Genomic DNA, 21510 nt, shown 5'->3' with positions numbered 1-21510 from the left:
TTATAGGCATTTTTTGTTTATTTTGGCTTAAAATTTCGTGTGCTTTTACATAAATGTTGCACAAAACACTCTTGACATAAGGGTTTTTGTGCCTTGCAAATATAACGCCCAAAGAGCACAAAGGCTTGGTGGAGTGTGGATAGATGATCTTTAAAAGCTTTGGTGAGATCAGATTCTGTTTGTAGAGCAGTGTTAGAGCTACTTAATCCTAATCTATGAGAAGTGCGAAATACATGCGTATCTACTGCCATAAAATTTGCTTCAAAAAATTCTATAAGCACGACATTCGCGGTTTTTTGTCCCACACCAGCAAGAGTTTTTAATGCTTCTTGCGTAGTGGGAATTTCCCCATTATACTCCTGCGTGACTTGGGTTGCCATTTTTTTGAGATTTGCCGCTTTGTTATTGAAAAACGAAATAGATTTTATATATTCTTTGATCTTTTCTAGTGGGGCATTGGCTAGGGATTTGACATCGGGGTATTGTGCAAAAAGTGCAGGAGTTACAAGATTGACCCGTTTATCTGTGCATTGAGCTGAGAGCATTACGCACACAAGAAGTTCGTACATATTGTTGTAGCGTAATTCTGTTTTAGCATTTTCATAGCGCTCTAAAAAAAGAGATTTTATCTCACTAACTTGTGCCTTTGTAGCTTTTTTTGGCTTTTGTGGCATTATGATCCTTAAGGTTGGTATCTTAAAAATTTGCATTATAATATTTTTTGAGACTTTTAGCTATAATTTACGACTTCATTGTATTTTGTTTTAGGTGGGAGTGGAGTTTATGGAGACGATTATTGCTATTGAGCGTGCGGTGCTTTCTTCGATTTTGTATGCACCAAGTATTTATGAAGAAATTGCAGTAATTCTAAGTCCCAAAGATTTCTTATATCCCACACACAAAAATGTTTTTGAAGTTATGCGTGAGTGTGATGCACTAAATCTCCCTCTTGATGCTCAAATCATCTTGCAGCGATCACAAGGTAAGGTGCGTGAAGATGAGATTGTCGAGATTGCTAGTGCAGATTCTATTGCTAATGTCGAGGCTTATGCCAAAGAAATTAAAGAATCTGCACTCAAAAGAGAACTTCAAGAATTAGCAATGCTTTTGCGTGAAAAATCACTAGATTCACACTCTAGCGCGCAAGAGATTATGGAGGTTATTGAAAAACGTGTTAGTGATATTGCACTGGGCAACATAAGCGGTAAGGGTTTTATCGATGCTCCGACACTTGCAAAAGAAACAATGCAATACCTTGTGGATCTTAAAGAGCGTGGTAATGAGATTCTCACAGGTGTTACGACAGGGTTCCATGAATTAAATGATATTACAACAGGCTTTAATAGCGGTGATTTAATTATCATTGGTGCACGTCCTTCTATGGGTAAAACAGCCTTCATGCTAAGCATTGCCCAAAGCATTTTAAATGCCGATGTTGGCGTAGCAATTTTTAGTCTAGAAATGCCCGCGTTGCAGTTAATGATACGCTTACTTAGTTCTCTTAGTTCTATTTCTATGCAAAATCTGCGTCGTGGTAATTTAAATGATAATGAGCTTGAGCAACTTAGTATGTGTACGGATATGATGACGCATAAAAAGCTTTTTATCGATGATGGGAGTGTGCTTAATATCGCACAATTACGCTCTAAACTTCGAAAGCTTAAGCGTCAGCACCCAAGCGTTGGCATTGCGATGATTGACTATCTTCAGCTTATGGTGGGTGATAGAAATCAAGGCAAACAAATTGAGATTAGTGATATTTCTCGCGGACTTAAGACATTAGCAAGAGAGCTAGAAATGCCTATAATTGCACTCTCACAGCTCAATCGTGAGCTTGAAAGACGCGATGACAAACACCCAACGCTTTCAGATCTCCGAGATTCTGGAGCTATTGAACAAGATGCAGATATGATTTTATTTTTGTATCGTGATGATGTATATAAAAAACGTGCCGATAGAGAAAGAAAAGCACGCTTAGAAAAAGAAGGTAAAGCAACGGATTTTAAAGCAGAATATATAGAGCGCGATGTAGAGCCTGCAGAACTTATTGTGGCTAAAAACCGAAATGGTGAGACACGAACAATTAAACTTCAGTTTAGAAAGCGTTTTACCCGTTTTGAGAATCCAGAAACAACACAGCAAGAAGAGCAGCACGACACAAAACTTGATGTGGATGAAATAAGAAGTATTATTAGCCCCTATTAGGAGTATTTAAGATTTTGTAGATTTTATAGGTTTTGGGATTTTGTAAAAGTTTAAGCACCTTTGGTGTAGAATAGCTTTTATGTTTTTTTAAGATTTTGTAAAGATTAAGGAAGTTATATGAAAACAGCGCTTATTACAGGGATCACAGGGCAAGATGGTGCGTATCTTGCGGAGTTTTTACTCAAAAAGGGTTATGAGGTGCATGGGATTAAGAGAAGAAGTTCGCTTTTTAACACCGATAGAATCGATCATCTCTATCAAGATCCCCATGTAGATAATCGCAATTTTTTCTTACACTATGGAGACTTGACAGATTCTCTTAACCTTACACGCATTATCCAAGAAACCAAACCTGATGAAATTTATAATCTTGCAGCGATGAGTCATGTGGCTGTGAGTTTTGAGACACCAGAATATACTGCAAATGCCGATGGTATAGGCACACTTAGAATCTTAGAAGCTGTTCGCTTATTGGGACTTGTAGAAAAAAGCAAGATTTATCAAGCTTCCACGAGTGAGTTGTATGGACTTGTGCAAGAAGTGCCACAGAGTGAAAAAACACCATTTTATCCACGTTCTCCATATGCGTGTGCCAAGCTTTATGCGTATTGGATCACGGTTAATTATCGCGAGGCATACAATATTTTTGCAAGTAATGGTATTTTATTTAACCATGAAAGCCCTATACGAGGGGAAACTTTTGTGACAAGAAAAATTACGCGTGCAGTGGCAAAAATTGCATTAGGATTGCAAGATAAACTTTATTTAGGGAATCTTAGTGCCAAACGCGATTGGGGACATGCCAAAGACTATGTGCGAATGATGTGGCTTATTTTGCAAGCACCAAAGCCAGAGGATTGGGTTATCGCCACAGGAGTAACTACAGAAGTGAGAGAGTTTGTCAAAATGGCGTTTGCAGAGTTAGGCATAGAGATAGAATTCCGTGGTGAGGGTGTGCAAGAACGAGGATATATCAAAGCATGTTTGGGAAGTTTTAAGCTTGAAGTCGGCAAAGAAGTGGTGAGCGTAGATGAGCGATATTTTCGCCCAACAGAAGTTGATTTATTGATTGGGGATGCGAGTAAGGCACGAGAAAAATTGGGTTGGGTGCCAGAATATGATTTAGCTGCATTGGTAAAAGATATGGTGCATAGTGATCTAAAGCTTATGCAAAAAGACAAATATTTAAAAGACGGCGGTTATACTATTTTTAGTTATTTTGAATAAATATTGTGAGCCAAATCTAAAACACATAGAATTCCTTTAGTAGTTGTGACTATTTGTGCTGTATTCTAGATAAAGTATTGTATAGGGATTTTTAGGACTACTTTTTTTGGTTGAGTAAGTAACTCTATAGTACTCATTGCATCTTGTGTGTTTGTATGGGATTGTATAGGATAGGTTAAACCACCAGCATGCACGTCTTGAGGAAAAAATATCCCCAAAATTCCACTATGAAAAAAGAAATGATGGGGTGGTGTAATTGATTTGGCATAGACAATAAGGTCTTTGGATTCATCATATGGTGTAAGGGGAATAAAATCTTTGATATAGCCTACTTCAAAACATTCTGATCCCTCTACACATAGCTGAAAATCCACAAATTTTTTATGAGATTCATAAAATGCTTCCGTATGAGGCTTTAGAGGATACGTTTGCTCAATGGCGCGTATATTTCCTCCTAACTCATATGTAAATTCTACGCGAGCATTTTCTTTTGTACTCGCAAGTGCATTGATGCGCTTATACACTACAGAATCTATCGTAAGTGCTTGTGCAAGGTAGTTTTTTACTTCCATAAGTGATGGATAGAGTGCAAAAAAAGATTCAAATTGCCTAAAATCTCCAACAAGTGCCATATGTAATTCCTTTTTGTTCAGAATTATAGCATGTTGTGTATTATTGCATTAGGCAAAAGATAGTAAAATGCGACCTTTCTTGAAAGATTTTGTGTAATATAAGGTTGGCTTTTGTTGCGGTGTATGTTTATATCATTATTGCTTATAGCCACGCTGTATACACAATCGAGTATAGATTATAGTAAATTACAATTACATTCAGATTCACAACAAAATGCATCGTATGTAGCCTTGAGTAGCGGTGTCTTATTGGTGGGTTCTATAGGTGGCGCAGTGATTTTGTATTTCATGCCCCAAAGCGTAACACATTGGAATAAGGAAGATATTTACAATCTTGACACAAACTATAAGGATCACGTTTCAAATGTGCTTGTAGCTGATAGAGATGATTGGTTTTTAAACTGGATTACGCATCCTTATTGGGGTAGTGTATATTATATGCAACCTCGCAAAGCTGGGTATGGATGGTTTGATAGTGCACTATTTTCATTTGCAACAAGCGCATTGTTTTGGGAATTTGGTATTGAAGCCTTTGCAGAAGTGCCTAGCTGGCAAGATCTTGTTGTTACTCCTGCTTTTGGTGCAATACTTGGTGAAATGTTTTATCAAGCGAGTATATATATTTATGCCAATGATCGCACCTTGTTGCATTCGCGATTTTTAGGAAATTTCGCTCTTATCCTTATGGATCCTGTTGGTTCATTTATCGAATTGATGAGGCTTGATGAGCGTTTTGGGGTAGATAAAAATGTTTTTTATACACGTCTTAGCCCTCTTCGTTCAAGACAGGGAAGTAATGGCGTGATGTTAAGTTTGCATTATGCATTTTAAAATATTTTGATACAAAGGAAAAATATGCGTTTTGAAGTGTCACAAAAAGCTAAGCTCCCTACAAAATATGGAGTGTTTTGGATTCAGAGTTTTAAGGAATATGAGGAAGATTTTGATACACAAAAAGTAATATGTCCTAAAGAGCATTTAGTGGTATTTACGCAACATCTTGGTGAGATTCCATTGGTGCGTTTGCATTCTGAATGTCTCACTGGCGATGTATTTGGATCATTAAAGTGTGATTGTGGTGAAGAGTTGGCGCATTCTATGCGAGCTATCCAAGCTAATAAGCAAGGTGGCATGCTTTTATATCTACGTCAAGAAGGTAGAGGCATAGGGCTTTTTAATAAGGTTAATGCCTACGCATTGCAAGATAAAGGCTTAGATACAATTGAGGCAAATTTAGAGCTTGGTTTGCCTAGTGATTGTAGAAATTATGAGATTGTGGGAGCAATTTTTAAAACTTTTGGGATAGAAGAAATTGAGCTTTTAACAAATAATCCTCTTAAAGTAGATTCTCTTGCGCAATATGCTAAGGTGAGCAGGCAAAGTATTATTGTTGGTTGTAACGAACACAATAAGCAATACTTAGAGGTCAAAAAGAATAAAATGGGGCATATGCTTTAGGCTACTTTAATAATAGACTAAGATAAATAGCCTACAATACAACTCCCTAATATTTGCAAAAAGGATAAGATATGCGCGCGATGATTGGCTATGATGAGGCTGTGGAGATCTTGCGTAATGTCCCCGTGCATACACTTCCTAGCCAAAAGGTTATTTTCACTCAGGCACTTAATCGTTATCTTGCTCAAGATGTTTTTGCTTCCAAAAATATCCCACCTTTTCCCACTTCTAGCATGGATGGTTATGCGATTTCTAGTGCTTATATAGAGACTTTACGCACAAAAGGATTAACTATTCAAGCCACAAATAATGCTGGTATAGAACAAGAATTTAACATACAACCTGCCCATACTATCCGCACCTACACGGGATCGCGTATGCCAAATGGTGCAGATACGATTATTTTGTGTGAAGATATTACAGAAATACAAATGCAAGACACAAAGCTTGTGTACCTAAAAGATCCAACACAGACTATCAAGCCCACACAATGGGTGCGTCAGGTAGGTGAAAATTACACCAAAGGACAGAAGCTCTTAGAATCTGGCACACGCATCACACCTTTTGAGATAGGACTTCTTGCAGATCTTAATCAAGTTTTTGTGCAAGTCGTGCAGAAACCCAAAGTCGGGATTTTAAGCATAGGTGATGAGATTCTTGAAGTGGGTGAAGAGAGTGATAGGACTAATGCATTACGGAGTGTCAATAATCATTTACTCAATGCACTTGTGGAAACTTTTGGAGGTGAGGGCATACTATATCCACAAGTTGGTGATGATAGAGATTCTATACGCGCACTTTATCGCCAAGCCTTGAAACAATGCGATATATTACTTACCACAGGTGGTATGAGCGTGGGGGATTTTGATTTTACCAAAGACATTATGGCTCAAGAAACAGAAATGATTTTTAAGGGTGTGCGATTAAAACCCGGTAAGCCCGTAGCATACGGAATCTACTCTCGCGGAGAGAAACAAACGCATGTCTTTGGATTACCCGGTTATCCAAATTCTTGCGTAGCGACATTTTTGCTTTTTGCGCGGAAGATTCTTGCGCGTTTGTGTGGCACACAAACAAGAGAGCTTGTTTTGGAAGCGACTTTGCTTGATGAAGCAGTGCGCGTAGATTCGCGTATGGAATTTCGTGCGTGCGATGTGGAAGTGCGTGATGGCAAATTGTATGCAAGTTTTGCAAGTAAAAAAACCTTGCAAAGCTCAATGATTGAGAATCTAGGCGCACACACGGCGTTTGCGATTTTGCAAGAGGGAGGCGAGAGCTTGCCAAAGGGTGCAGTTGTGCCATTATTAGTGTTTCGTGATTTTATATAAATTTAGCATTAGGGGGAAATAATGATACGCGTGGAGTTTTTAGGACCTTTAAGCACACAAGCACCACTTGAATTAGAGGTGAAAGATATGCGAGAATTAAGGGAAGTTCTTGCCCAAAAACCAGAGCTTAGTAAATGGCTACAAATCTGTGCCATAGCAGTAAATGATGAGATTATCAAAGATGACAATTTTGCACTTAAAAGTGGTGATAAGATTCTGATTTTGCCTCCTGTATGTGGTGGATAATGCAAGATTTAACCCTTTATAATGGTCCTTTGCCAACGACAAAAATTTATACACAATGGGAGAATGTTGCACGAGAGAAAAATTGTGGTGCATTGTGTGTTTTTACCGGTATTGTGCGTCAAGAAGAATCTAAAGAAGGTTTCCAAAGGGATTCTAAAGCACAACCTAACACAGAATCTCATGCACATACACAATCCCACGGAGGCATAGATTCTCATAATCCTTGCGCAAATATGGTAAATGCTTTAAGCTTTGAAGTGTATGAGCCATTGTTGCATAAGTGGTTTGAAGTTTGGCAAATAAAAGCAAAGAAAATGGGTGCGGTGTTGCTTATGGCACATTCTGTAGGCGATGTTTCCCATACACAAAGTTCTTATATGTGTGCAGTGATTTCAAAGCATCGTCGTGTAGCTCTTGGGTTGTATGAAGAGTTTATCGAAGATTTTAAGGCAAATGCACCCATTTGGAAATATGATATTATTGATGGACAAAAAGTTTTTGCCCTAAGTCGTAGTATGCCTATTAATGGCAGTGGAGTGCTTAGTTAATGCCAAAAATCGTAGCTTTTAGCGGTAAAAGCAATAGTGGCAAGACTACACTTATTTGTGCTATTGCTGAAATATTGCGCAGTGAGGGCAAACGTGTCGCAATTATCAAGCATGATCCTAAGGATAAAGCGGAGTTTGATACGCAAGGTAAGAAAGGTGGCAAAGATAGCTATAAGTTTTCTTGCGTGGCACAATATGTTGCAGTGATTTCTCCAAAAAAGAGTGCGATTTTTGGATTTTGTGATGATATAGCCCCTAGCACTGAATCTGTAAGTGCGTATGAATTACGCGAGTTTCATCGTGCATTAGAGTTTTTTAATGAATGTGATTATGTTTTTATCGAGGGGCTTAAGTCCTTGCCTTATAAGCGCATCATTGTGGCGCGTCAAGAGTTAGATAGGCGATATTTATCTTATGGCGTTGCGATTGCTATGGATTTGGCATTGCAAAAGCGTGTGGATAAGAATATGTTAGGAGGTTTAGAAATTTTAGATCTTAACAATCCGCGTGAAATTATAGATTTTATCAATAAGGGGTGTTGATGCAAACAATTAAAATAGGCATTTTGGTATCTTCTGATCGTGCTTCTAGTGGTGTGTATGAGGATATTTCTGGTAAGGCAATTAAAGAAGTGCTAAGCAGTTTTATTGCAAATGAATGTGTCTTTGTGTATGAAGTGGTGAGTGATGATTTTGCGCCATTGCAATCTGTGCTAAAAAAAATGTGTGATGAGGACAAATGTGATTTGGTCGTTACCACAGGTGGCACGGGACCCGCACCACGCGATATTATCCCTGAAGTTACGCAGAGTGTGTGTGAAAAAATGCTACCGGGTTTTGGGGAGCAAATGCGTGCGGTGAGTTTGCAGTATGTGCCCACCGCGATTCTCTCTCGCCAAAGTGCTGGTGTGCGAGGTAAAAGTCTCATATTAAATCTCCCTGGTAAGCCAAAGAGCATTAAAGAATGCCTAGAGGCAGTATTTCCGGCTATTCCATATTGCATAGATTTAATAGGCGGGGCGTATATCGAGCCAAATACGCAAGTTATCACGGCGTTTCGCCCAAAATCTTAAAATGGAACAAGGAGAAAGCATGTTTAAAGATTTATCTAGGAATTTGATATTTTATACAAAAAAATATATCTATAAGTTGTTATTGAAATGGATTTTCCCAAAAAAATGGAGCATGTATCTTAAAAGAAAATTTGGCATTCCTGAGTATCGAGTTTCTTATAAGGAGGTTGATATATACGTCCCCAAAGCAGTGTTAGATTTTATGCATACACACGTACCTATGGATATAAATCCTTTTAAACATTCATATAAAACACAATTGCAACCTACACCATTGCACGAGATTCTTGCTAACAAAACTTCTTTTACTCCCCCCCCCCTAATAGCTTAGAGGATTTGCAAGCCAAAGCCAAACTCGCGCATACAAAAGTAAGACATAAGGGATATTTTGAACTCGATCCAGATTCATCTAATCCCAAATCTCCACGCAATCCTTGGGCATATTTACGCGTAAAAAATGAAGCTCACACGCTTAGGGCGAGTTTGTATTCTATTTTGCCAGCAATACAAAGAGGTGTGATAGGGTATAATGATTGTGATGATGGGAGTGAGGAGATTATTCTAGAATTTTGCGCGGCGTTTCCAAGCTTTATCCCTGTGAAATATCCGTTTAGCGTGGATATTTATGAGCCACAAAAAGAGGAAAATAAGCTGTATTCTTATTACAATTATGTGCTAAGTGTGATTCCAAAAGATGAATGGTTTACTAAAATCGATGTAGATCACATTTATCATTCCCAAAAGCTTTATAAGAGCTTGTATCTGTTGAAAAAGCCTTGGGAAGTCTTAATATGGAGCGTGTTAGATTTTGATATAAGTGATAATAAAGTGTATGCTAGAGATATGAAATGTCGCAGAGAGTATGATCATTGGGTATGTTTGAGATCCAAAATTCATTTTCGTGAAGCAATGGCAGCATGGAATGGAATAGATTCAAAAAAGGGATCTTTTGAGGTGTGTTTATTGCCAACAACAAAGAGGTGTATTCTTCCAGAGCTTACAAATTGGCATTTTCCATTTATAAAAGATTCTCGTAAGATAGCTGTTAAAAATTATAAATGGCTCTTACCAAAAGAGTGGCATAGCCCAGAAATAGGAACAATGATAGATCCAATTTATGTTAGATTCTATACTTATTGAAGAGCTTTGTAAGGATTTTGAATAACTTGAGAGTAAGGGCAATGGAGAAATGCCATTGCTTTGTGTATCGCAATATGTGCTTAAGAATCTTTTTTGTCTAAAACTTCAAATGCTGGTAACACTTCGCCTTCTAGTAATTCCAAACTTGCACCACCACCTGTAGAAATAAAACTCATATTATCGCGTTCACCGGCTTTATCGATCGCATCGGCAGTATCACCACCACCAATGAGACTAAAGGCATAGGTATCGCTCACGGCGTGAGCAAGGCTAAAAGTCCCACGTGAAAATGCTCCAATCTCATAGATTCCTAAAGGTCCATTCCAAATGATTGTTTGAGAATCTCGCACTACTTCACCAAAAAGTCTCGTTGTAGCTGGTCCGATATCCACTGCCATATAGCCTTCTGGTATATCTTGAGCTGGTGTAACTTTAATATGCTCGTGTTTTTTAATATCATCAGTGCTTACAACATCTACGGGAAGATAAATTTTAACTTTCTTTTCTTTTGCAGTATCAAGAATCTTGCGTGCTTCGGCTACAAGATTATCTTCTACGAGAGATTTTTGCATATCAAAGCCACGCGCTTTAAGAAATGTATTACTCATCGCACCGCCGATAATAATTTTATCTATAGAATCTAAGATATTATAGAGTAGGCTAAGTTTGGAGCTAACCTTACTTCCTCCTACGATAAGCAACACCGGCTTAAGCGGATTAGCCAAGGCTTTAGCAAATGAATCTATTTCTTTTTTAAGCAAAAGTCCCGCAACTTTTTCTTTGACATATTTTGCAATTCCATAGGTGCTAGCGTGTGCTCTGTGGCTTGTGCCAAAAGCATCATTGACATACACATCACATAATGCGCCAAGTTTTTCTGAGAGCTCATCGCTATTTTTTTCTTCTCCCTCATAGTAGCGAATGTTTTCTAGTAAGATTACCGCATTTTCTGTGCTAATGCTCTCTTGCAAAACTTTTACAGATTCTATGCTATCAGCAAATGCCACATCTTTACCCAAAAGGCGCTCAACGCGCTTAAGAATGTGTTTTAATGAAAATTCTGGAGTATGCCCCTTTGGTCGCCCCAAATGACTAACAAGTGTGATGTTTTTTGCACCATTATCAATGCAATAATTTATAGTAGGCAATGCCTCACGGATACGCGTATCATCAGAGATATTAAAATCATCATCCATTGGGACATTGAAATCCACGCGAATCAGCACACGCTTACCCTGCACATCTATGTCGCGTATGCTTTTTACGCCTTGCATAAGTTGGATACCTGCTACTTGTTTCATAATCATTCCTTTAGTATATTTTGTATGAAATATTGTATCTCATCTTTGCTAGAAGAAGCTAAAAGCCCCTGAGTTTCTCACCACCAAGTATATGAAAATGTAAATGAGGCACTTCTTGTCCGCTATCTGTACCTATGTTACTTACGATTCTATAACCACTTTTGTCAATTCCTAAGACTTTGACTACTTCTTGGATAAACGCACTAAGCTCTCCCAAAAGCTTAGGATTTGCTTCTTGAAAGTCTTTGATACATTGTTTTGGAATCGCAAGAACATGAATCTTTGCTTTTGGTGCGATATCATAAAATGCCAAAAATTGCTCATTTTCAAGCACTTTTTTACATGGAATCTCTCCAGCGACAATTTTTTCAAATATAGTCATTTTTGCTCCTTGTGTGAGAATGGAAAATTATAACATATCCTTTTTTAAGTTGGTAGGTTTGTGCCATAGCGTGTGAATGATTTTTATGGCTATACTAAAGAATATGCCTTCAAAAATCGCCCCAAAAATGCACGAAATATAGAGGGATTGCGAGATAACGCCAAATTTTAATCCCATACTCGCTGTAATGACCAAAAATGTAAGAGGCATACAATCACTAAGTGCAAAGAGTAGGGTATTTTTCATACTTTTAAAGAAGCGCAAAAACACAAGCAAAGAGGCACTAATACGAATAAGTAGCATACCAACTACAAGATAGAATGCATGTAGGAGAATCCAAGGCGATTCTAAGACACTAGGAATATGTATTGTTGTGCCTACATAGACGAAAAAAAATGGCACAAAAAAACCAAATCCCATATCATTAAGCTTTTGAGGGAGTGTATGTTTGTATTTAAAATATGTAGAGAGAATAACACCCGCGATAAATGCCCCCAAAACTTTTTCTAAATGTAATCCTGTAGTAAGTAAGATAAAGATAAAAAGCAACATAAAGACAAAGCGTAAATCTTGAGAGTTACTATCATCGTGTGGGAGCAAGAGAAGCTTTAGATTAGGAAACCACCAAAACAAAATATTAGCAAGTTTAAAAATACCTACAATACATACTAAAAATATTGTTAAAATTAGGAGATTCTCACCCAAGCGCCAATTAAAGCCATAACGATACACACCCTCTAGAGTTACAAGCACAGAGATACTAATTACTTCACCAAGGACACCAATCTTTAGTGCAAAATTGAGCCAAGGCTTGTTTTTGCCATAATCTCGGATAAGTGCCATAATCATTCCCAAACTCATCACAGGTAATATCGCGATAAAAATCAGTGGTAATTGCAAGGTTATAACTGCGATAGCAGAGAGACAATATAAACTCACAAAATAAAAAAGCGCCTGATAAAGAAATTTAGAACCCATGGAAAGAAAAGATTTTAAATCTACTTCTAGCCCACATAAAAACATTAAAAACAAAAGCCCTATGTCTGCTACAAGCGTAATATAACTATTATGTGAATCTATAAATCCTAAATATTGTCCTATAATCCCCAAAAGAATTTCTGTTACAACTATAGGGATTTTTGTGGCAGTGCTTAGTGGTACAGCTATAGTGATGAGAATAGCAATGGTGACAAATGGCAAAAGTGGCGTGATAACTTCCATATCAATTCCTAATGTGTAATCCAAGTATCTCTAAGAGTGCCTGCGGGAAAAGTTTGTATTCTAGTGTGTGGATTCTAGATTCAAAATCTTGTAGAGATTCACCAGGGATTTTTGGGAGTTTTTCTTGCATGATGATTGTTCCAGAATCTAGCTCTTCACTCACCCAATGCACACTTACCCCCCCAAAATCTTGGATAGATTCAAAGCTATTCTTGATAGCATGTGCACCTTTGTGATAGGGCAAAAAAGAAGGGTGAATATTAATAGCACGTATATGTTGCGTAAATATGGGTGTAAGGATTCGCATAAATCCACTAAGCACGCATAAAGTAGGATCATAACGCCTAATCTCACGCACGAGCAATATGTCATACTCATGGCGCTCTAAGCCTTTGTGCGAGAGCACAACACAAGGGATATGAAACTCTTGCAGTGCTTGTATACCTTTGGCTTGGGGATTATTACAAAGTGTGCCAATAATTTCAATGCGACATACACAATTTGCATTATCGACAAACTCACGCAAATGAAGGGTGCGTATGAGGTTTATCATATTGCTCCCTGTGCCACTAAAGAGGATAAAAAGTTTAAGTGTTTTCATGTGAATAAATCTTTGTGTTTTTGGCGTAGAGATTCTATGGTTTCAATCATTTCATCGATACCATATGGGCTTTCTTCATCGTATTCTACCGAATCTAGAAGCTCTTCATACAGCTCTAATGCATCTTCTAGCTTTTCTTTTTTGACACCTGCATAATACAATGCCACGCTTAGCGTGTCAATAAGCTGTGCGGCAAGTTCTTGGATTGAGATTTGTGAATCTTTCATGAAATATTCCTTGTGTTATAAAAGTTTTTGAAGAATTTGTTTTTTGATATCCGCATAGAAAAAACTCTCTCTAAAGCCATCAAGCTTCCCTCCCGCAGCGTTTTTATGCCCACCACCATTAAAGTATTCCTTACTAAGTGCGCTCACATCACATTTGCCATTTGCACGCAAACTCACATTACCTTTACTATTAATGTCAATGTAGAAATCATATTCAGAATTTGACCGCAAAAAAAGATTTGCCAATACACTAATACCACCCATACTATAGCTTAAAAACCCTAGTTTGTCTTGAAAATGCAAGGAGCATTCTTGCTTTTTGGTTTCTAAAAGTCTCACTTGGGCACAAGAAGTGATGTGATCCATTGTTTGTGTCTGTGGATTGCCACCTAGGATTTGCTTTTTGAGACAAAAGAGCGCATTATCAAACTCCACAGCACCATTTTTCCTTTCTAAAAAATCTTTGGTAGATTCGATAAGACGGAATTTATAGAATCTATGCTCACTATCAAACATAAAGCGGTTAAGCTCATTACTTGTGCTAATCATATTCATAGCGACTTTACCAAACTCAAAGTTATATCCATCTTCTAGCCAAATATCTACAGAGTTTGTCATCTCCACAAGATTGTGTAACCAAGCTTTGTGATTTGGGTTTTTAAGTGGATAGAGCCCCAAAAGCCTTTCCCAAGTGATTTTAGTCGCACAACGCGTAGAATCCAAAAAATACCACGGATATTTATTGGCACATTCTTCCCCACTAATATGATGATCTAAAAGCATAAGCGTAAGGTCATAGCCTTGAGATTGCAAGTCTTGGACGCGTTGATGAAGATTGGTAGCTTCAGTAAGAGTGAGGTTTAAATCCGTGATAAGGATAAGAAAAGTGTGAGATTTTTGGGAGTGAAATTTGGCATTAAGTTTATGCGCTGGATCAGAAGTAATAGATTCTAAAATCATTTCCAAACGCACCCAAACTTCTTTGCCATAGTTTGCATTAAAAAACTCTATGTCTTCAAAAAATTCTCTAGCGATAAATTGACAAGTGTAGCCATCTAAATCTGTGTGTGAGAGATGAAAAACCTTCATAAAAATCCTTATAATGTCGTATCAATTTCAGAAAGTAGCTCGTATTTGATATGTGTATCAATTTCGGCATTGCTAAGCACCACAACTTTACTAAGCGTATGGAATCTGTGGCGGTATTGTTCTATGAGATTTGAAACTCCTTTGCGGAATCGATAATCTACAAGCAATACAGCAGGCACAATACCACGATCGCTTAATTTCTGGGCTTCTGTGCTTATAGCAACACTTAGCGCCTCGGTTTCTTCAGCATTAAGCAGGAGCATGCGATCTTTGAGTTTGCCAAAGAGGAATTGTTCTACTCGTGCAGAGAAAATCATAGCTTTAAGGATATTATCATCGGATTTGTATAAATCTGTGATTGTCCTAGAAAGTCTTGCACGCACTTGTTCTATGAGGGCATCCGTGTCGCTTTGTAATTGCGGATATACATCCACAAGAGTTTCTAAGATTGTGATCATATCGCGGATAGGCACACCCTCTTTGAGTAAGCTTTGCAGTACTTTTTTAATAGTGCTAAGCGAAATGTTTTGTGCTTCAGATACGATTGTGGGGTATCGGTTGGAGAGTTTATTCATAAGGGTTTTTACTTCGTCAATCGTGATAAATTCTTCTGCATATTCTTTGATAAGTTCTGTAAGGTGTGTGGTGATCACACTTGCGGGATCGATGATGGTATAGCCTTGAATCGCCGCTTCATCTTTTTGAGACATATCGATCCATAACGCGTCCATACCAAAGACTGGCTCTTTGATGGCAATCCCTTCGAGATTACCTTTATCCATAACCATGCCCACATCCATTGCAAGCATTTTATCCGGGATCACGCTACCGCTCCCAATAATCACGCTTTTAAGGATGATATTATAGGTATTTGGATCAAGATTGAGGTTGTCTCTAATGCGCACTTGCGGGATCAAAAATCCATAATCACTTGCTATTTTTTTGCGCATAGATCGTATGCGTTCTAGTAAATCACCATTTTGACGCACATCAACAAGCTTGATAAGGCTATATCCGAGATGAATCTCCAAAACTTCTACTTTGAGGGCTTCATTAAGCACCGCTTCTTCTTGTTCGCGGATTTCTTCTTCGCTTTTTTGTTCTTTTTGTCTTTTGTGGCGCTCTATATCTTCTGGAGTGCTAGGATTATCTTGGATAGGGGGTTTTGTTTTGATATTAAAGTATTTATCAAGCCAAGATTCTATAGTATGAAAAAAACTCTTTGAATCTTCTCTACTTGCAAGCCATGCGATAAGAAAAAAGAATATTCCCACAAATCCAAGTGAAATAGGAAGTCCCGGCACAAGCGCAAACACACATAGAATAAACCCAACAATAAGTAAAATTTTGGCATTACCAATAATTTGCGTGACAATATCACTTGCAAAGCTTGTTTGGCTACTTTTTGCTGCACGTGTTGTGATGATACCTGTGGCTGTAGCGATGATGAGCGCAGGGATTTGTCCTACCAAACCATCGCCAATGGTAAGGATTGTGAATGTTTGTGCACTTTGAGCAATACTAAGATTGTATTCAAACACCCCAATAAGAAAACCACCGATGATATTTACAAGCGTGATGATGATAGAAGCGATCGCATCACCTTTGACAAACTTGCTCGCTCCATCCATTGTGCCATAAAAATCCGCTTCTTGCTGGAGAGATTCTCTTCTTGTGCGTGCTTCTTCTTGAGTGATAAGTCCGGCATTCAAATCCGCATCGATTGCCATTTGCTTACCGGGCATTGCATCAAGTGTGAATCTCGCTCTTACTTCTGTGACGCGTGTTGAACCATTGGTAATCACGATGAGATTGACAATCACAAGAATACTAAACACAATCACGCCTATGACATAGTTTCCTTCTGCAACAAAGCGACCAAAGGCATTAATAATGCTACTGACATTATTTGCACCATTATGTCCTTCAGAGAGAATCATGCGCGTGGTGGCGACATTGAGTGCGAGGCGATAGAGGGTTACGATAAGTAATATTGTAGGAAATGCCGAAAATTCGGTGGGTCTATCAATGTAAAGTGCCATAAGAATGATAAGCACTGAAAGCGCTAAAGAAATACTTAGTAAAAAATCAAGCACATAGCTAGGTAATGGCACAATAATGATCGCCATAATGACAATCACAAAAAGCACGACACTCAAGTCTTTTGAACCCGTAAGTGTGCGCATAAAAGGCATAATTTTTTGCGATAAGATTCTTTGTATAGTATCTGCCAAATTTACCCTTTAGGAATACTGCAAATTTCTTTATGCTAGGATTGTAACGAGATTCATGTAAAACTTTGCTAAGTAAGCGCAAAAGTCTGTATTTGTTTGTCTTTAAACGCACACATATGCGTGTAACCAAGCTCTAACGCAAGATTTTTACAAATCTCATAACCTGCACCTACTTGCTCTAAGCTATGTGCATCTGATGAAAAAGTGATAGGGATTTGCATATCTTTTGCCATTTCTAGGATATGTCGTGATGGGTATTGTTCTGCGCAAGGCTTACGCAATCCTGCACTATTAATTTCTAACGCACATTTATTATCTTTGATAGATTCCAGAGTTGCTTGAAGTTTGTGGTGCAGGGTAGAAGGTGGTGGATTATTAAAAACCTTCAATAAGTCAAAATGTGCAATAATTTGAAATAGCCCGCTTTGTGCCATTGCCGTAATAGAATCTAAATACTCACTCCAACATTGTGTCATATCTGTGTGCTTGTAGCGTCCGATAAATTCAGGATTATCAAACCCCCAATCATTTAAAAAATGCACAGAACCTATAAGGTAATCTACCTCGGCATTTCGCACTTGAGATTCTATGAGATTTTCTTTGCCTTTGATAAAATCTACTTCTAAGCCTATACGTATATCAATGCGTGTTTTGTAGGATTGACGCAAGGATTGTAGGGTCTCAAAATACTCTGGAAGTTGTGCCAAAGACATACGATATTTGATGTCAAACGCCATAGGTGCGTGGCAAGAGAAACCATAAACATCGATCCCAAGAGCAATCGCCTTTTGTATGTATTCCTCTGGTGTGCCTGTAGCGTGTTGGCATAAAGGTGTGTGATTGTGTAAATCAATACGCATTAAGCTTTTACCCCTACATAGAGCGTGGCGACATTGGCACTATAGCCTTTAAGGAGAAGTGTGCGTATGCCTTGTGCTTGCATAAGTATTTCTAGTTCATTTGCGCTTACAAAATTCTGCATAGATTGCGGTAGATATTGATATGCTTTGAGATTGGTAGAAATAATCCCGCCTATAAATGGAAGAATCTTGGTTGTGTAAAAACTCATACATTTTTGGAGTAGGGTTGTGTTTTGTGGTTTGAAAAATTCTAAAATTACCACGATACCATTTAGTTTTAACACACGTACAAACTCATCAAGTGCTTGTTCGTATTCCAAAACATTACGCAGTCCAAAGGCTATAGAGAGAATATCAATGCTTTGATTTGCAAAGGGGAGTTTTTTTGCTTCGCCCTTAAGTAATTTTATGTTTGTATCAAGATTGTGCAGCTTTTCTTGTGCAACTTTTAGCATTTCCTCGGAAGGATCATATCCATAAATTTGCTCTATGTGTGTATCTTTTGGGGCATTATGAATCCAAGAAGTAATCATATCGCCACTTCCACAAGCTATATCAGCTATGACGATGTTACGTCGTGTTTTTAATTCCAAAAATGCGAGACGACACGCCTCCTTGCGCCATGCCTTATCAATCCCAAAACTCATAGCACGATTTGCTAAATCATATTTTGGTGCAATCGCATTAAACATATCAATGATTTGTGTTTGTTTATCTTGCATAGTTACTCCATAGCGCTTTTTGCCTGTGTGATAAAGGCTTTTAAACTTACAATTTGCGCAAGTGTTTGCACACTTGCTGTGCCACCTAGAGAATTGCGTGCTTCCATACTAGATTCTATGTCAAGCACTGCACTTGCACCATCTTTTATTCGAGAATCTATACTTTGGAGCTCTTGTTGCGTGAGTGTGCTTATATCCACACCTTTTTTTTCTGCATATGCCACGACTTTACCTGTGATATGGTGAGAATCTCTGAATGGTATCCCGCATTTGCGCACCAAAAAATCCGCTAAATCTGTAGCACTTAAATGCCCTTTGGTAGCCATTTTTCGCATATTGTGTGTATGAAAGGTTGCTGTGTCTAGGCATTCTTTTAGGATTTGGAGTGAAATTTTGGCAGTATGCACACTATCAAAGACATTTTCTTTGTCTTCTTGTGTGTCTTTGTTATATGCAAGAGGGAGAGATTTCATCACACTTAAAAGTGCCATTAGATTTCCAAAACTTCTCCCACTTTTCCCACGCAAAAGTTCTGGGACATCGGGATTTTTCTTTTGTGGCATAATCGAACTACCCGTGCTATATGCATCGCTAAGTGTGATAAAGCCAAATTCCACACTACTCCAAAGCACGAGTTCCTCACTTATACGCGAAATGTGCATCATAAGCATAGCAATATCATAGAGTAAATCAAGTGCAAAGTCTCTATCACTTACAGAATCCATGGCATTAAGTGTGGGCGCACTAAACCCTAATTCCTTGGCGACAAATTCTCTATCGTTGCCATAAGGCGTACCTGCGAGTGCACCAGATCCTAGAGGAGAGAAATTGTTGCGTATAAAACTATCTTGGAATCGCTGCACATCTCGTTGCAGTGAGCAACACCACGCTACAATATGAAATGCGAGGCTGACAGGTTGGGCGTGTTGGAGATGTGTCATACCGGGCATAATAGTGTGTGTATGGTCTTTGGCAATCGTAAGGAGGGTTTCCATGAGTGCCAATATAGAATGCGTAAGGGATTTATTAGCTCTAAGACTAAAGAGACGAAAATCGAGTGCTACTTGATCGTTTCTGCTGCGTGCGGTATGGAGTTTTTTGCCACTTTCACCGATGAGTTGTGTGAGTTTGGATTCTATTGCCATATGGATATCTTCATCGCTGTTGCTAAAGACAAATTCTCCAGATTCAATCATAGTAGCGATTGTGTCTAAGCCACTCATAATTGAGTTTAATTCATCTTGCGTTAAAATCCCTATGTTTTTTAGCATTTTGGCATGTGCTCTTGATCCTTGTATATCTTCACGCCACATTTGCCAATCAAATCCAATAGAGGCGTTGAAGTCTTCAAGCAACTTACTAGATTCACTCTCAAAACGCCCACCCCATAGTTTTGCCATGCACACCCCTAAAATGGTTTGATGACTACAAAAATCACGATTGCTATAAGACAGAGTGTGGGAAATTCATTAAAGATTCTAAAAAATTTGCCACTTTTTTGACAACTGCCATTGCCTAACGTTTTGATGAAGTATCCACACAAAAAGTGATATATCACAAGAAACACTACAAATAAAAGCTTAGCATGAAACCACCCACCATTGGTAAAAATACTCGTATTTGCAAGTATGAGTGTCACGCCACTAAAGATTGTCACTACAAATGCAGGCATACCTATATAAGCATAAAGGCGTTGTTCTTGCAATTTTACAATTGTAATAAAATCTTTGTTATCTCGATTTTGGGCGTGATACATAAAAAGCCTAGGAAGATAAAACAACATCGCCATCCAAGAAATAAGCGCAAGAAGATGCAAAACTTTAAATTCCAAATAGTATGTGCTAAAAAACTCCATAAATAAACTCCTTAATAAATGCGTGATTATAGCGTATTTTTTAATGTATCTAGTGCTTTTTGCGTCCCAGAACACAAAATTTCTATGCTAGATTCTGTAAAGTTTTGTTTTAAGAGTGTGATATCAAGATTTTTAGCAAGATATTGTAATTTTGAAAACTGCGTGTAAGGAATGCAGAGGGTAAGAGTGTGTTTTTGGATAAAAGGCATGAGGGTTTGCGTGGTTTTAGCATTATGGATTGCTGCGTGTGTCGTAGCAGTGTAGGCTCTTACTAATCCTCCTATTCCAAGCAATGTGCCACCAAAATATCGCACAACTACACAACCCACATTTACAAGGCATTCGCCCTTTAGGACATTTAGACAAGGCACGCCTGAGCTACCTTTTGGCTCTCCATCATCACTAGAAGATTCTATGATACTAGTTTCTGTGTTCTCACTTTCAGTATATGCAAAAGCTCGCATAGCACTTACAAAATGCACAGCCTTAGTATGCTTGGGTTTGAGTGCTTGTATATAATTTTGCAAGATAAGTTTTGGCGTTGGCGCGTGTATATCACATTCTATAGGAAAGATAAAGGCTAAAAATTTTGATCCCTTAGATTCAAAAATGCCCTCTGCATCTTGTGTGAGGGTAAAGTGTTGTTTGGTGGAGAGATTTTGCATGCGTTTAGGGTATGAGAAAATAGGCTTTGAATCTACTGGCGAGGATAAGCATGTTTTGGGAAACTTTGCTGTCGTATAAATCTGGATTTGTAATTTGTCCATAGGTGCTTAAGCGATCTTTGTATTCTTGTAGCGTGATGATGTCGTATTCTCCTTCAAGGCTACGCAAAAATGCAAACTCATAATCCATCACTTCTTGAGATTCACAAAGTTTACGCGTAAAGGTGCGCTTGGTGATAATAAGTTTATTTTGCTCCACTTGTATGTTAGCCGTGTAGTTATTGCACCCAGTATTGCCATAGATTCTGTTTTGTTGCGTGTCAAAAATCATAGTGGCATTTTGTGGTGCAAAAAGCACTTTGGTATCAATACTTAGGCGATAAGCTTTCCATTCTTTATCTGATAGAGTTTTTGGTTTGACGCTTGTAGAACACGCCCAAAAAAAACATACATACATTATTGCACAAACACAGATACTAAGATATTTCATCTACATA

General features: G+C 38.2%; 26 protein-coding genes. 11 read left to right on the top strand and 15 right to left on the bottom strand.

All coding sequences use genetic code 11. The annotated features are described in order from the left end of the window. Window positions 1–17 precede the first annotated feature (17 nt). On the bottom strand, window positions 18–674 hold the full coding sequence (gene nth / locus C6H22_RS03335; RefSeq protein WP_104693926.1) for an endonuclease III: 657 nt from the start codon (window positions 672–674) through the stop codon (window positions 18–20). Window positions 675–783: 109 nt separating this feature from the next. Between nth and dnaB the strand changes: the two genes are divergently transcribed. Both dnaB and gmd read left to right on the top strand, forming a co-directional pair. Continuing rightward, the gene (dnaB, locus tag C6H22_RS03330) at window positions 784–2205 is read left to right on the top strand and encodes a replicative DNA helicase (RefSeq protein WP_104693925.1); all 1422 of its coding nucleotides are present in this window, start codon (window positions 784–786) and stop codon (window positions 2203–2205) included. A gap of 117 nt (window positions 2206–2322) precedes the next feature. Next, window positions 2323–3432: a GDP-mannose 4,6-dehydratase gene (gmd, locus tag C6H22_RS03325; RefSeq protein ID WP_104693924.1), complete on the top strand. Its 1110-nt coding sequence runs from the start codon at window positions 2323–2325 to the stop codon at window positions 3430–3432. A gap of 65 nt (window positions 3433–3497) precedes the next feature. Here the strand turns inward: gmd and C6H22_RS03320 are convergent, their stop codons facing one another. Beyond that, window positions 3498–4064, bottom strand: coding sequence for a YhcH/YjgK/YiaL family protein (locus tag C6H22_RS03320; RefSeq protein ID WP_104693923.1), 567 nt, complete (start codon window positions 4062–4064; stop codon window positions 3498–3500). A gap of 111 nt (window positions 4065–4175) precedes the next feature. Between C6H22_RS03320 and C6H22_RS03315 the strand changes: the two genes are divergently transcribed. From C6H22_RS03315 to C6H22_RS03275, 9 genes are all read left to right on the top strand, one after another. Further along, a complete protein-coding gene (locus C6H22_RS03315; protein WP_104693922.1) occupies window positions 4176–4895 on the top strand; it encodes a DUF3943 domain-containing protein in 720 nt (239 codons plus the stop codon). A gap of 24 nt (window positions 4896–4919) precedes the next feature. Further along, a complete protein-coding gene (gene ribA, locus C6H22_RS03310; RefSeq protein ID WP_104693921.1) occupies window positions 4920–5522 on the top strand; it encodes a GTP cyclohydrolase II in 603 nt (200 codons plus the stop codon). Between the two features lie 71 nt (window positions 5523–5593). Beyond that, window positions 5594–6850, top strand: a complete 1257-nt coding sequence (locus C6H22_RS03305; RefSeq protein ID WP_104693920.1) for a molybdopterin molybdotransferase MoeA — start codon at window positions 5594–5596, stop codon at window positions 6848–6850. Window positions 6851–6871: 21 nt separating this feature from the next. Next, entirely contained in the window at window positions 6872–7096 is a 225-nt protein-coding gene (locus C6H22_RS03300) for a MoaD/ThiS family protein (protein ID WP_104693919.1), read from the top strand. Next, entirely contained in the window at window positions 7096–7644 is a 549-nt protein-coding gene (locus C6H22_RS03295; protein ID WP_233707008.1) for a molybdopterin synthase catalytic subunit, read from the top strand. The genes C6H22_RS03300 and C6H22_RS03295 overlap by 1 nt, the downstream gene beginning before the upstream one ends. Next, window positions 7644–8186, top strand: a complete 543-nt coding sequence (gene mobB / locus C6H22_RS03290; RefSeq protein WP_104693917.1) for a molybdopterin-guanine dinucleotide biosynthesis protein B — start codon at window positions 7644–7646, stop codon at window positions 8184–8186. The genes C6H22_RS03295 and mobB overlap by 1 nt, the downstream gene beginning before the upstream one ends. Next, window positions 8186–8716, top strand: a complete 531-nt coding sequence (mog, locus tag C6H22_RS03285; RefSeq protein WP_104693916.1) for a molybdopterin adenylyltransferase — start codon at window positions 8186–8188, stop codon at window positions 8714–8716. The genes mobB and mog overlap by 1 nt, the downstream gene beginning before the upstream one ends. A 19-nt stretch (window positions 8717–8735) precedes the next feature. After that, entirely contained in the window at window positions 8736–9047 is a 312-nt protein-coding gene (locus tag C6H22_RS03280; protein ID WP_104693915.1) for a hypothetical protein, read from the top strand. 5 nt (window positions 9048–9052) lie between these two features. Continuing rightward, a complete protein-coding gene (locus tag C6H22_RS03275; protein ID WP_104693914.1) occupies window positions 9053–9856 on the top strand; it encodes a hypothetical protein in 804 nt (267 codons plus the stop codon). A gap of 80 nt (window positions 9857–9936) precedes the next feature. Here C6H22_RS03275 and C6H22_RS03270 read toward each other — a convergent pair whose 3' ends face one another. From C6H22_RS03270 to C6H22_RS03210, 13 genes are all read right to left on the bottom strand, one after another. After that, window positions 9937–11157: a phosphoglycerate kinase gene (locus C6H22_RS03270; protein WP_104693913.1), complete on the bottom strand. Its 1221-nt coding sequence runs from the start codon at window positions 11155–11157 to the stop codon at window positions 9937–9939. 58 nt (window positions 11158–11215) lie between these two features. Beyond that, window positions 11216–11539: a histidine triad nucleotide-binding protein gene (locus C6H22_RS03265; protein WP_104693912.1), complete on the bottom strand. Its 324-nt coding sequence runs from the start codon at window positions 11537–11539 to the stop codon at window positions 11216–11218. Between the two features lie 27 nt (window positions 11540–11566). Next, a complete protein-coding gene (locus tag C6H22_RS03260) occupies window positions 11567–12760 on the bottom strand; it encodes a cation:proton antiporter (RefSeq protein ID WP_104693911.1) in 1194 nt (397 codons plus the stop codon). A gap of 1 nt (window position 12761) precedes the next feature. After that, on the bottom strand, window positions 12762–13361 hold the full coding sequence (locus tag C6H22_RS03255) for a formyltransferase family protein (RefSeq protein WP_104693910.1): 600 nt from the start codon (window positions 13359–13361) through the stop codon (window positions 12762–12764). After that, window positions 13358–13588, bottom strand: coding sequence for a hypothetical protein (locus tag C6H22_RS03250; protein ID WP_104693909.1), 231 nt, complete (start codon window positions 13586–13588; stop codon window positions 13358–13360). The genes C6H22_RS03255 and C6H22_RS03250 overlap by 4 nt, the downstream gene beginning before the upstream one ends. Window positions 13589–13603: 15 nt before the next feature. Continuing rightward, window positions 13604–14677: a DHH family phosphoesterase gene (locus C6H22_RS03245; protein ID WP_104693908.1), complete on the bottom strand. Its 1074-nt coding sequence runs from the start codon at window positions 14675–14677 to the stop codon at window positions 13604–13606. 8 nt (window positions 14678–14685) lie between these two features. Then, window positions 14686–16911 carry a flagellar biosynthesis protein FlhA gene (flhA, locus tag C6H22_RS03240; protein WP_382275382.1) on the bottom strand — a complete coding sequence of 742 codons (2226 nt, stop codon included), beginning with the start codon at window positions 16909–16911 and terminating at the stop codon, window positions 14686–14688. A gap of 68 nt (window positions 16912–16979) precedes the next feature. Beyond that, complete coding sequence (gene hisJ, locus C6H22_RS03235; protein ID WP_104693907.1) at window positions 16980–17771, bottom strand: histidinol-phosphatase HisJ; 792 nt, start codon at window positions 17769–17771, stop codon at window positions 16980–16982. Further along, complete coding sequence (gene ubiE, locus C6H22_RS03230; RefSeq protein WP_104693906.1) at window positions 17771–18493, bottom strand: bifunctional demethylmenaquinone methyltransferase/2-methoxy-6-polyprenyl-1,4-benzoquinol methylase UbiE; 723 nt, start codon at window positions 18491–18493, stop codon at window positions 17771–17773. The genes hisJ and ubiE overlap by 1 nt, the downstream gene beginning before the upstream one ends. A gap of 2 nt (window positions 18494–18495) precedes the next feature. Continuing rightward, window positions 18496–19893, bottom strand: a complete 1398-nt coding sequence (gene argH, locus C6H22_RS03225; protein ID WP_104693905.1) for an argininosuccinate lyase — start codon at window positions 19891–19893, stop codon at window positions 18496–18498. Between the two features lie 8 nt (window positions 19894–19901). Beyond that, window positions 19902–20348: a protoporphyrinogen oxidase HemJ gene (hemJ, locus tag C6H22_RS03220; protein WP_104693904.1), complete on the bottom strand. Its 447-nt coding sequence runs from the start codon at window positions 20346–20348 to the stop codon at window positions 19902–19904. 26 nt (window positions 20349–20374) lie between these two features. Beyond that, entirely contained in the window at window positions 20375–21013 is a 639-nt protein-coding gene (locus C6H22_RS03215; RefSeq protein WP_158654609.1) for a YigZ family protein, read from the bottom strand. A 4-nt stretch (window positions 21014–21017) separates the two neighbouring features. Further along, entirely contained in the window at window positions 21018–21503 is a 486-nt protein-coding gene (locus C6H22_RS03210; protein WP_104693902.1) for an META domain-containing protein, read from the bottom strand. Between the last annotated feature and the right edge of the window lie 7 nt (window positions 21504–21510).

It is taken from the genome of Helicobacter equorum, assembly GCF_900198655.1.
Classification (GTDB): domain Bacteria; phylum Campylobacterota; class Campylobacteria; order Campylobacterales; family Helicobacteraceae; genus Helicobacter_F; species Helicobacter_F equorum.
Note: the sequence above shows the minus strand (reverse complement) of the source record. Positions and strands in the feature narration are given on the sequence as shown.

Bases quoted from the DNA above. Each gene is read 5' to 3' on its own strand.
- nth (WP_104693926.1), bottom strand. From the start codon at position 674: ATGCCACAAAAGCCAAAAAAAGCTACAAAGGCACAAGTTAGTGAGATA.
- dnaB (WP_104693925.1), top strand. From the start codon at position 784: ATGGAGACGATTATTGCTATTGAGCGTGCGGTGCTTTCTTCGATTTTG.
- gmd (WP_104693924.1), top strand. From the start codon at position 2,323: ATGAAAACAGCGCTTATTACAGGGATCACAGGGCAAGATGGTGCGTAT.
- C6H22_RS03320 (WP_104693923.1), bottom strand. From the start codon at position 4,064: ATGGCACTTGTTGGAGATTTTAGGCAATTTGAATCTTTTTTTGCACTC.
- ribA (WP_104693921.1), top strand. From the start codon at position 4,920: ATGCGTTTTGAAGTGTCACAAAAAGCTAAGCTCCCTACAAAATATGGA.
- C6H22_RS03305 (WP_104693920.1), top strand. From the start codon at position 5,594: ATGCGCGCGATGATTGGCTATGATGAGGCTGTGGAGATCTTGCGTAAT.
- C6H22_RS03300 (WP_104693919.1), top strand. From the start codon at position 6,872: ATGATACGCGTGGAGTTTTTAGGACCTTTAAGCACACAAGCACCACTT.
- C6H22_RS03295 (WP_233707008.1), top strand. From the start codon at position 7,096: ATGCAAGATTTAACCCTTTATAATGGTCCTTTGCCAACGACAAAAATT.
- mobB (WP_104693917.1), top strand. From the start codon at position 7,644: ATGCCAAAAATCGTAGCTTTTAGCGGTAAAAGCAATAGTGGCAAGACT.
- mog (WP_104693916.1), top strand. From the start codon at position 8,186: ATGCAAACAATTAAAATAGGCATTTTGGTATCTTCTGATCGTGCTTCT.
- C6H22_RS03280 (WP_104693915.1), top strand. From the start codon at position 8,736: ATGTTTAAAGATTTATCTAGGAATTTGATATTTTATACAAAAAAATAT.
- C6H22_RS03270 (WP_104693913.1), bottom strand. From the start codon at position 11,157: ATGAAACAAGTAGCAGGTATCCAACTTATGCAAGGCGTAAAAAGCATA.
- C6H22_RS03265 (WP_104693912.1), bottom strand. From the start codon at position 11,539: ATGACTATATTTGAAAAAATTGTCGCTGGAGAGATTCCATGTAAAAAA.
- C6H22_RS03260 (WP_104693911.1), bottom strand. From the start codon at position 12,760: ATGGAAGTTATCACGCCACTTTTGCCATTTGTCACCATTGCTATTCTC.
- C6H22_RS03255 (WP_104693910.1), bottom strand. From the start codon at position 13,361: ATGAAAACACTTAAACTTTTTATCCTCTTTAGTGGCACAGGGAGCAAT.
- C6H22_RS03250 (WP_104693909.1), bottom strand. From the start codon at position 13,588: ATGAAAGATTCACAAATCTCAATCCAAGAACTTGCCGCACAGCTTATT.
- C6H22_RS03245 (WP_104693908.1), bottom strand. From the start codon at position 14,677: ATGAAGGTTTTTCATCTCTCACACACAGATTTAGATGGCTACACTTGT.
- hisJ (WP_104693907.1), bottom strand. From the start codon at position 17,771: ATGCGTATTGATTTACACAATCACACACCTTTATGCCAACACGCTACA.
- ubiE (WP_104693906.1), bottom strand. From the start codon at position 18,493: ATGCAAGATAAACAAACACAAATCATTGATATGTTTAATGCGATTGCA.
- argH (WP_104693905.1), bottom strand. From the start codon at position 19,893: ATGGCAAAACTATGGGGTGGGCGTTTTGAGAGTGAATCTAGTAAGTTG.
- hemJ (WP_104693904.1), bottom strand. From the start codon at position 20,348: ATGGAGTTTTTTAGCACATACTATTTGGAATTTAAAGTTTTGCATCTT.
- C6H22_RS03215 (WP_158654609.1), bottom strand. From the start codon at position 21,013: ATGCAAAATCTCTCCACCAAACAACACTTTACCCTCACACAAGATGCA.
- C6H22_RS03210 (WP_104693902.1), bottom strand. From the start codon at position 21,503: ATGAAATATCTTAGTATCTGTGTTTGTGCAATAATGTATGTATGTTTT.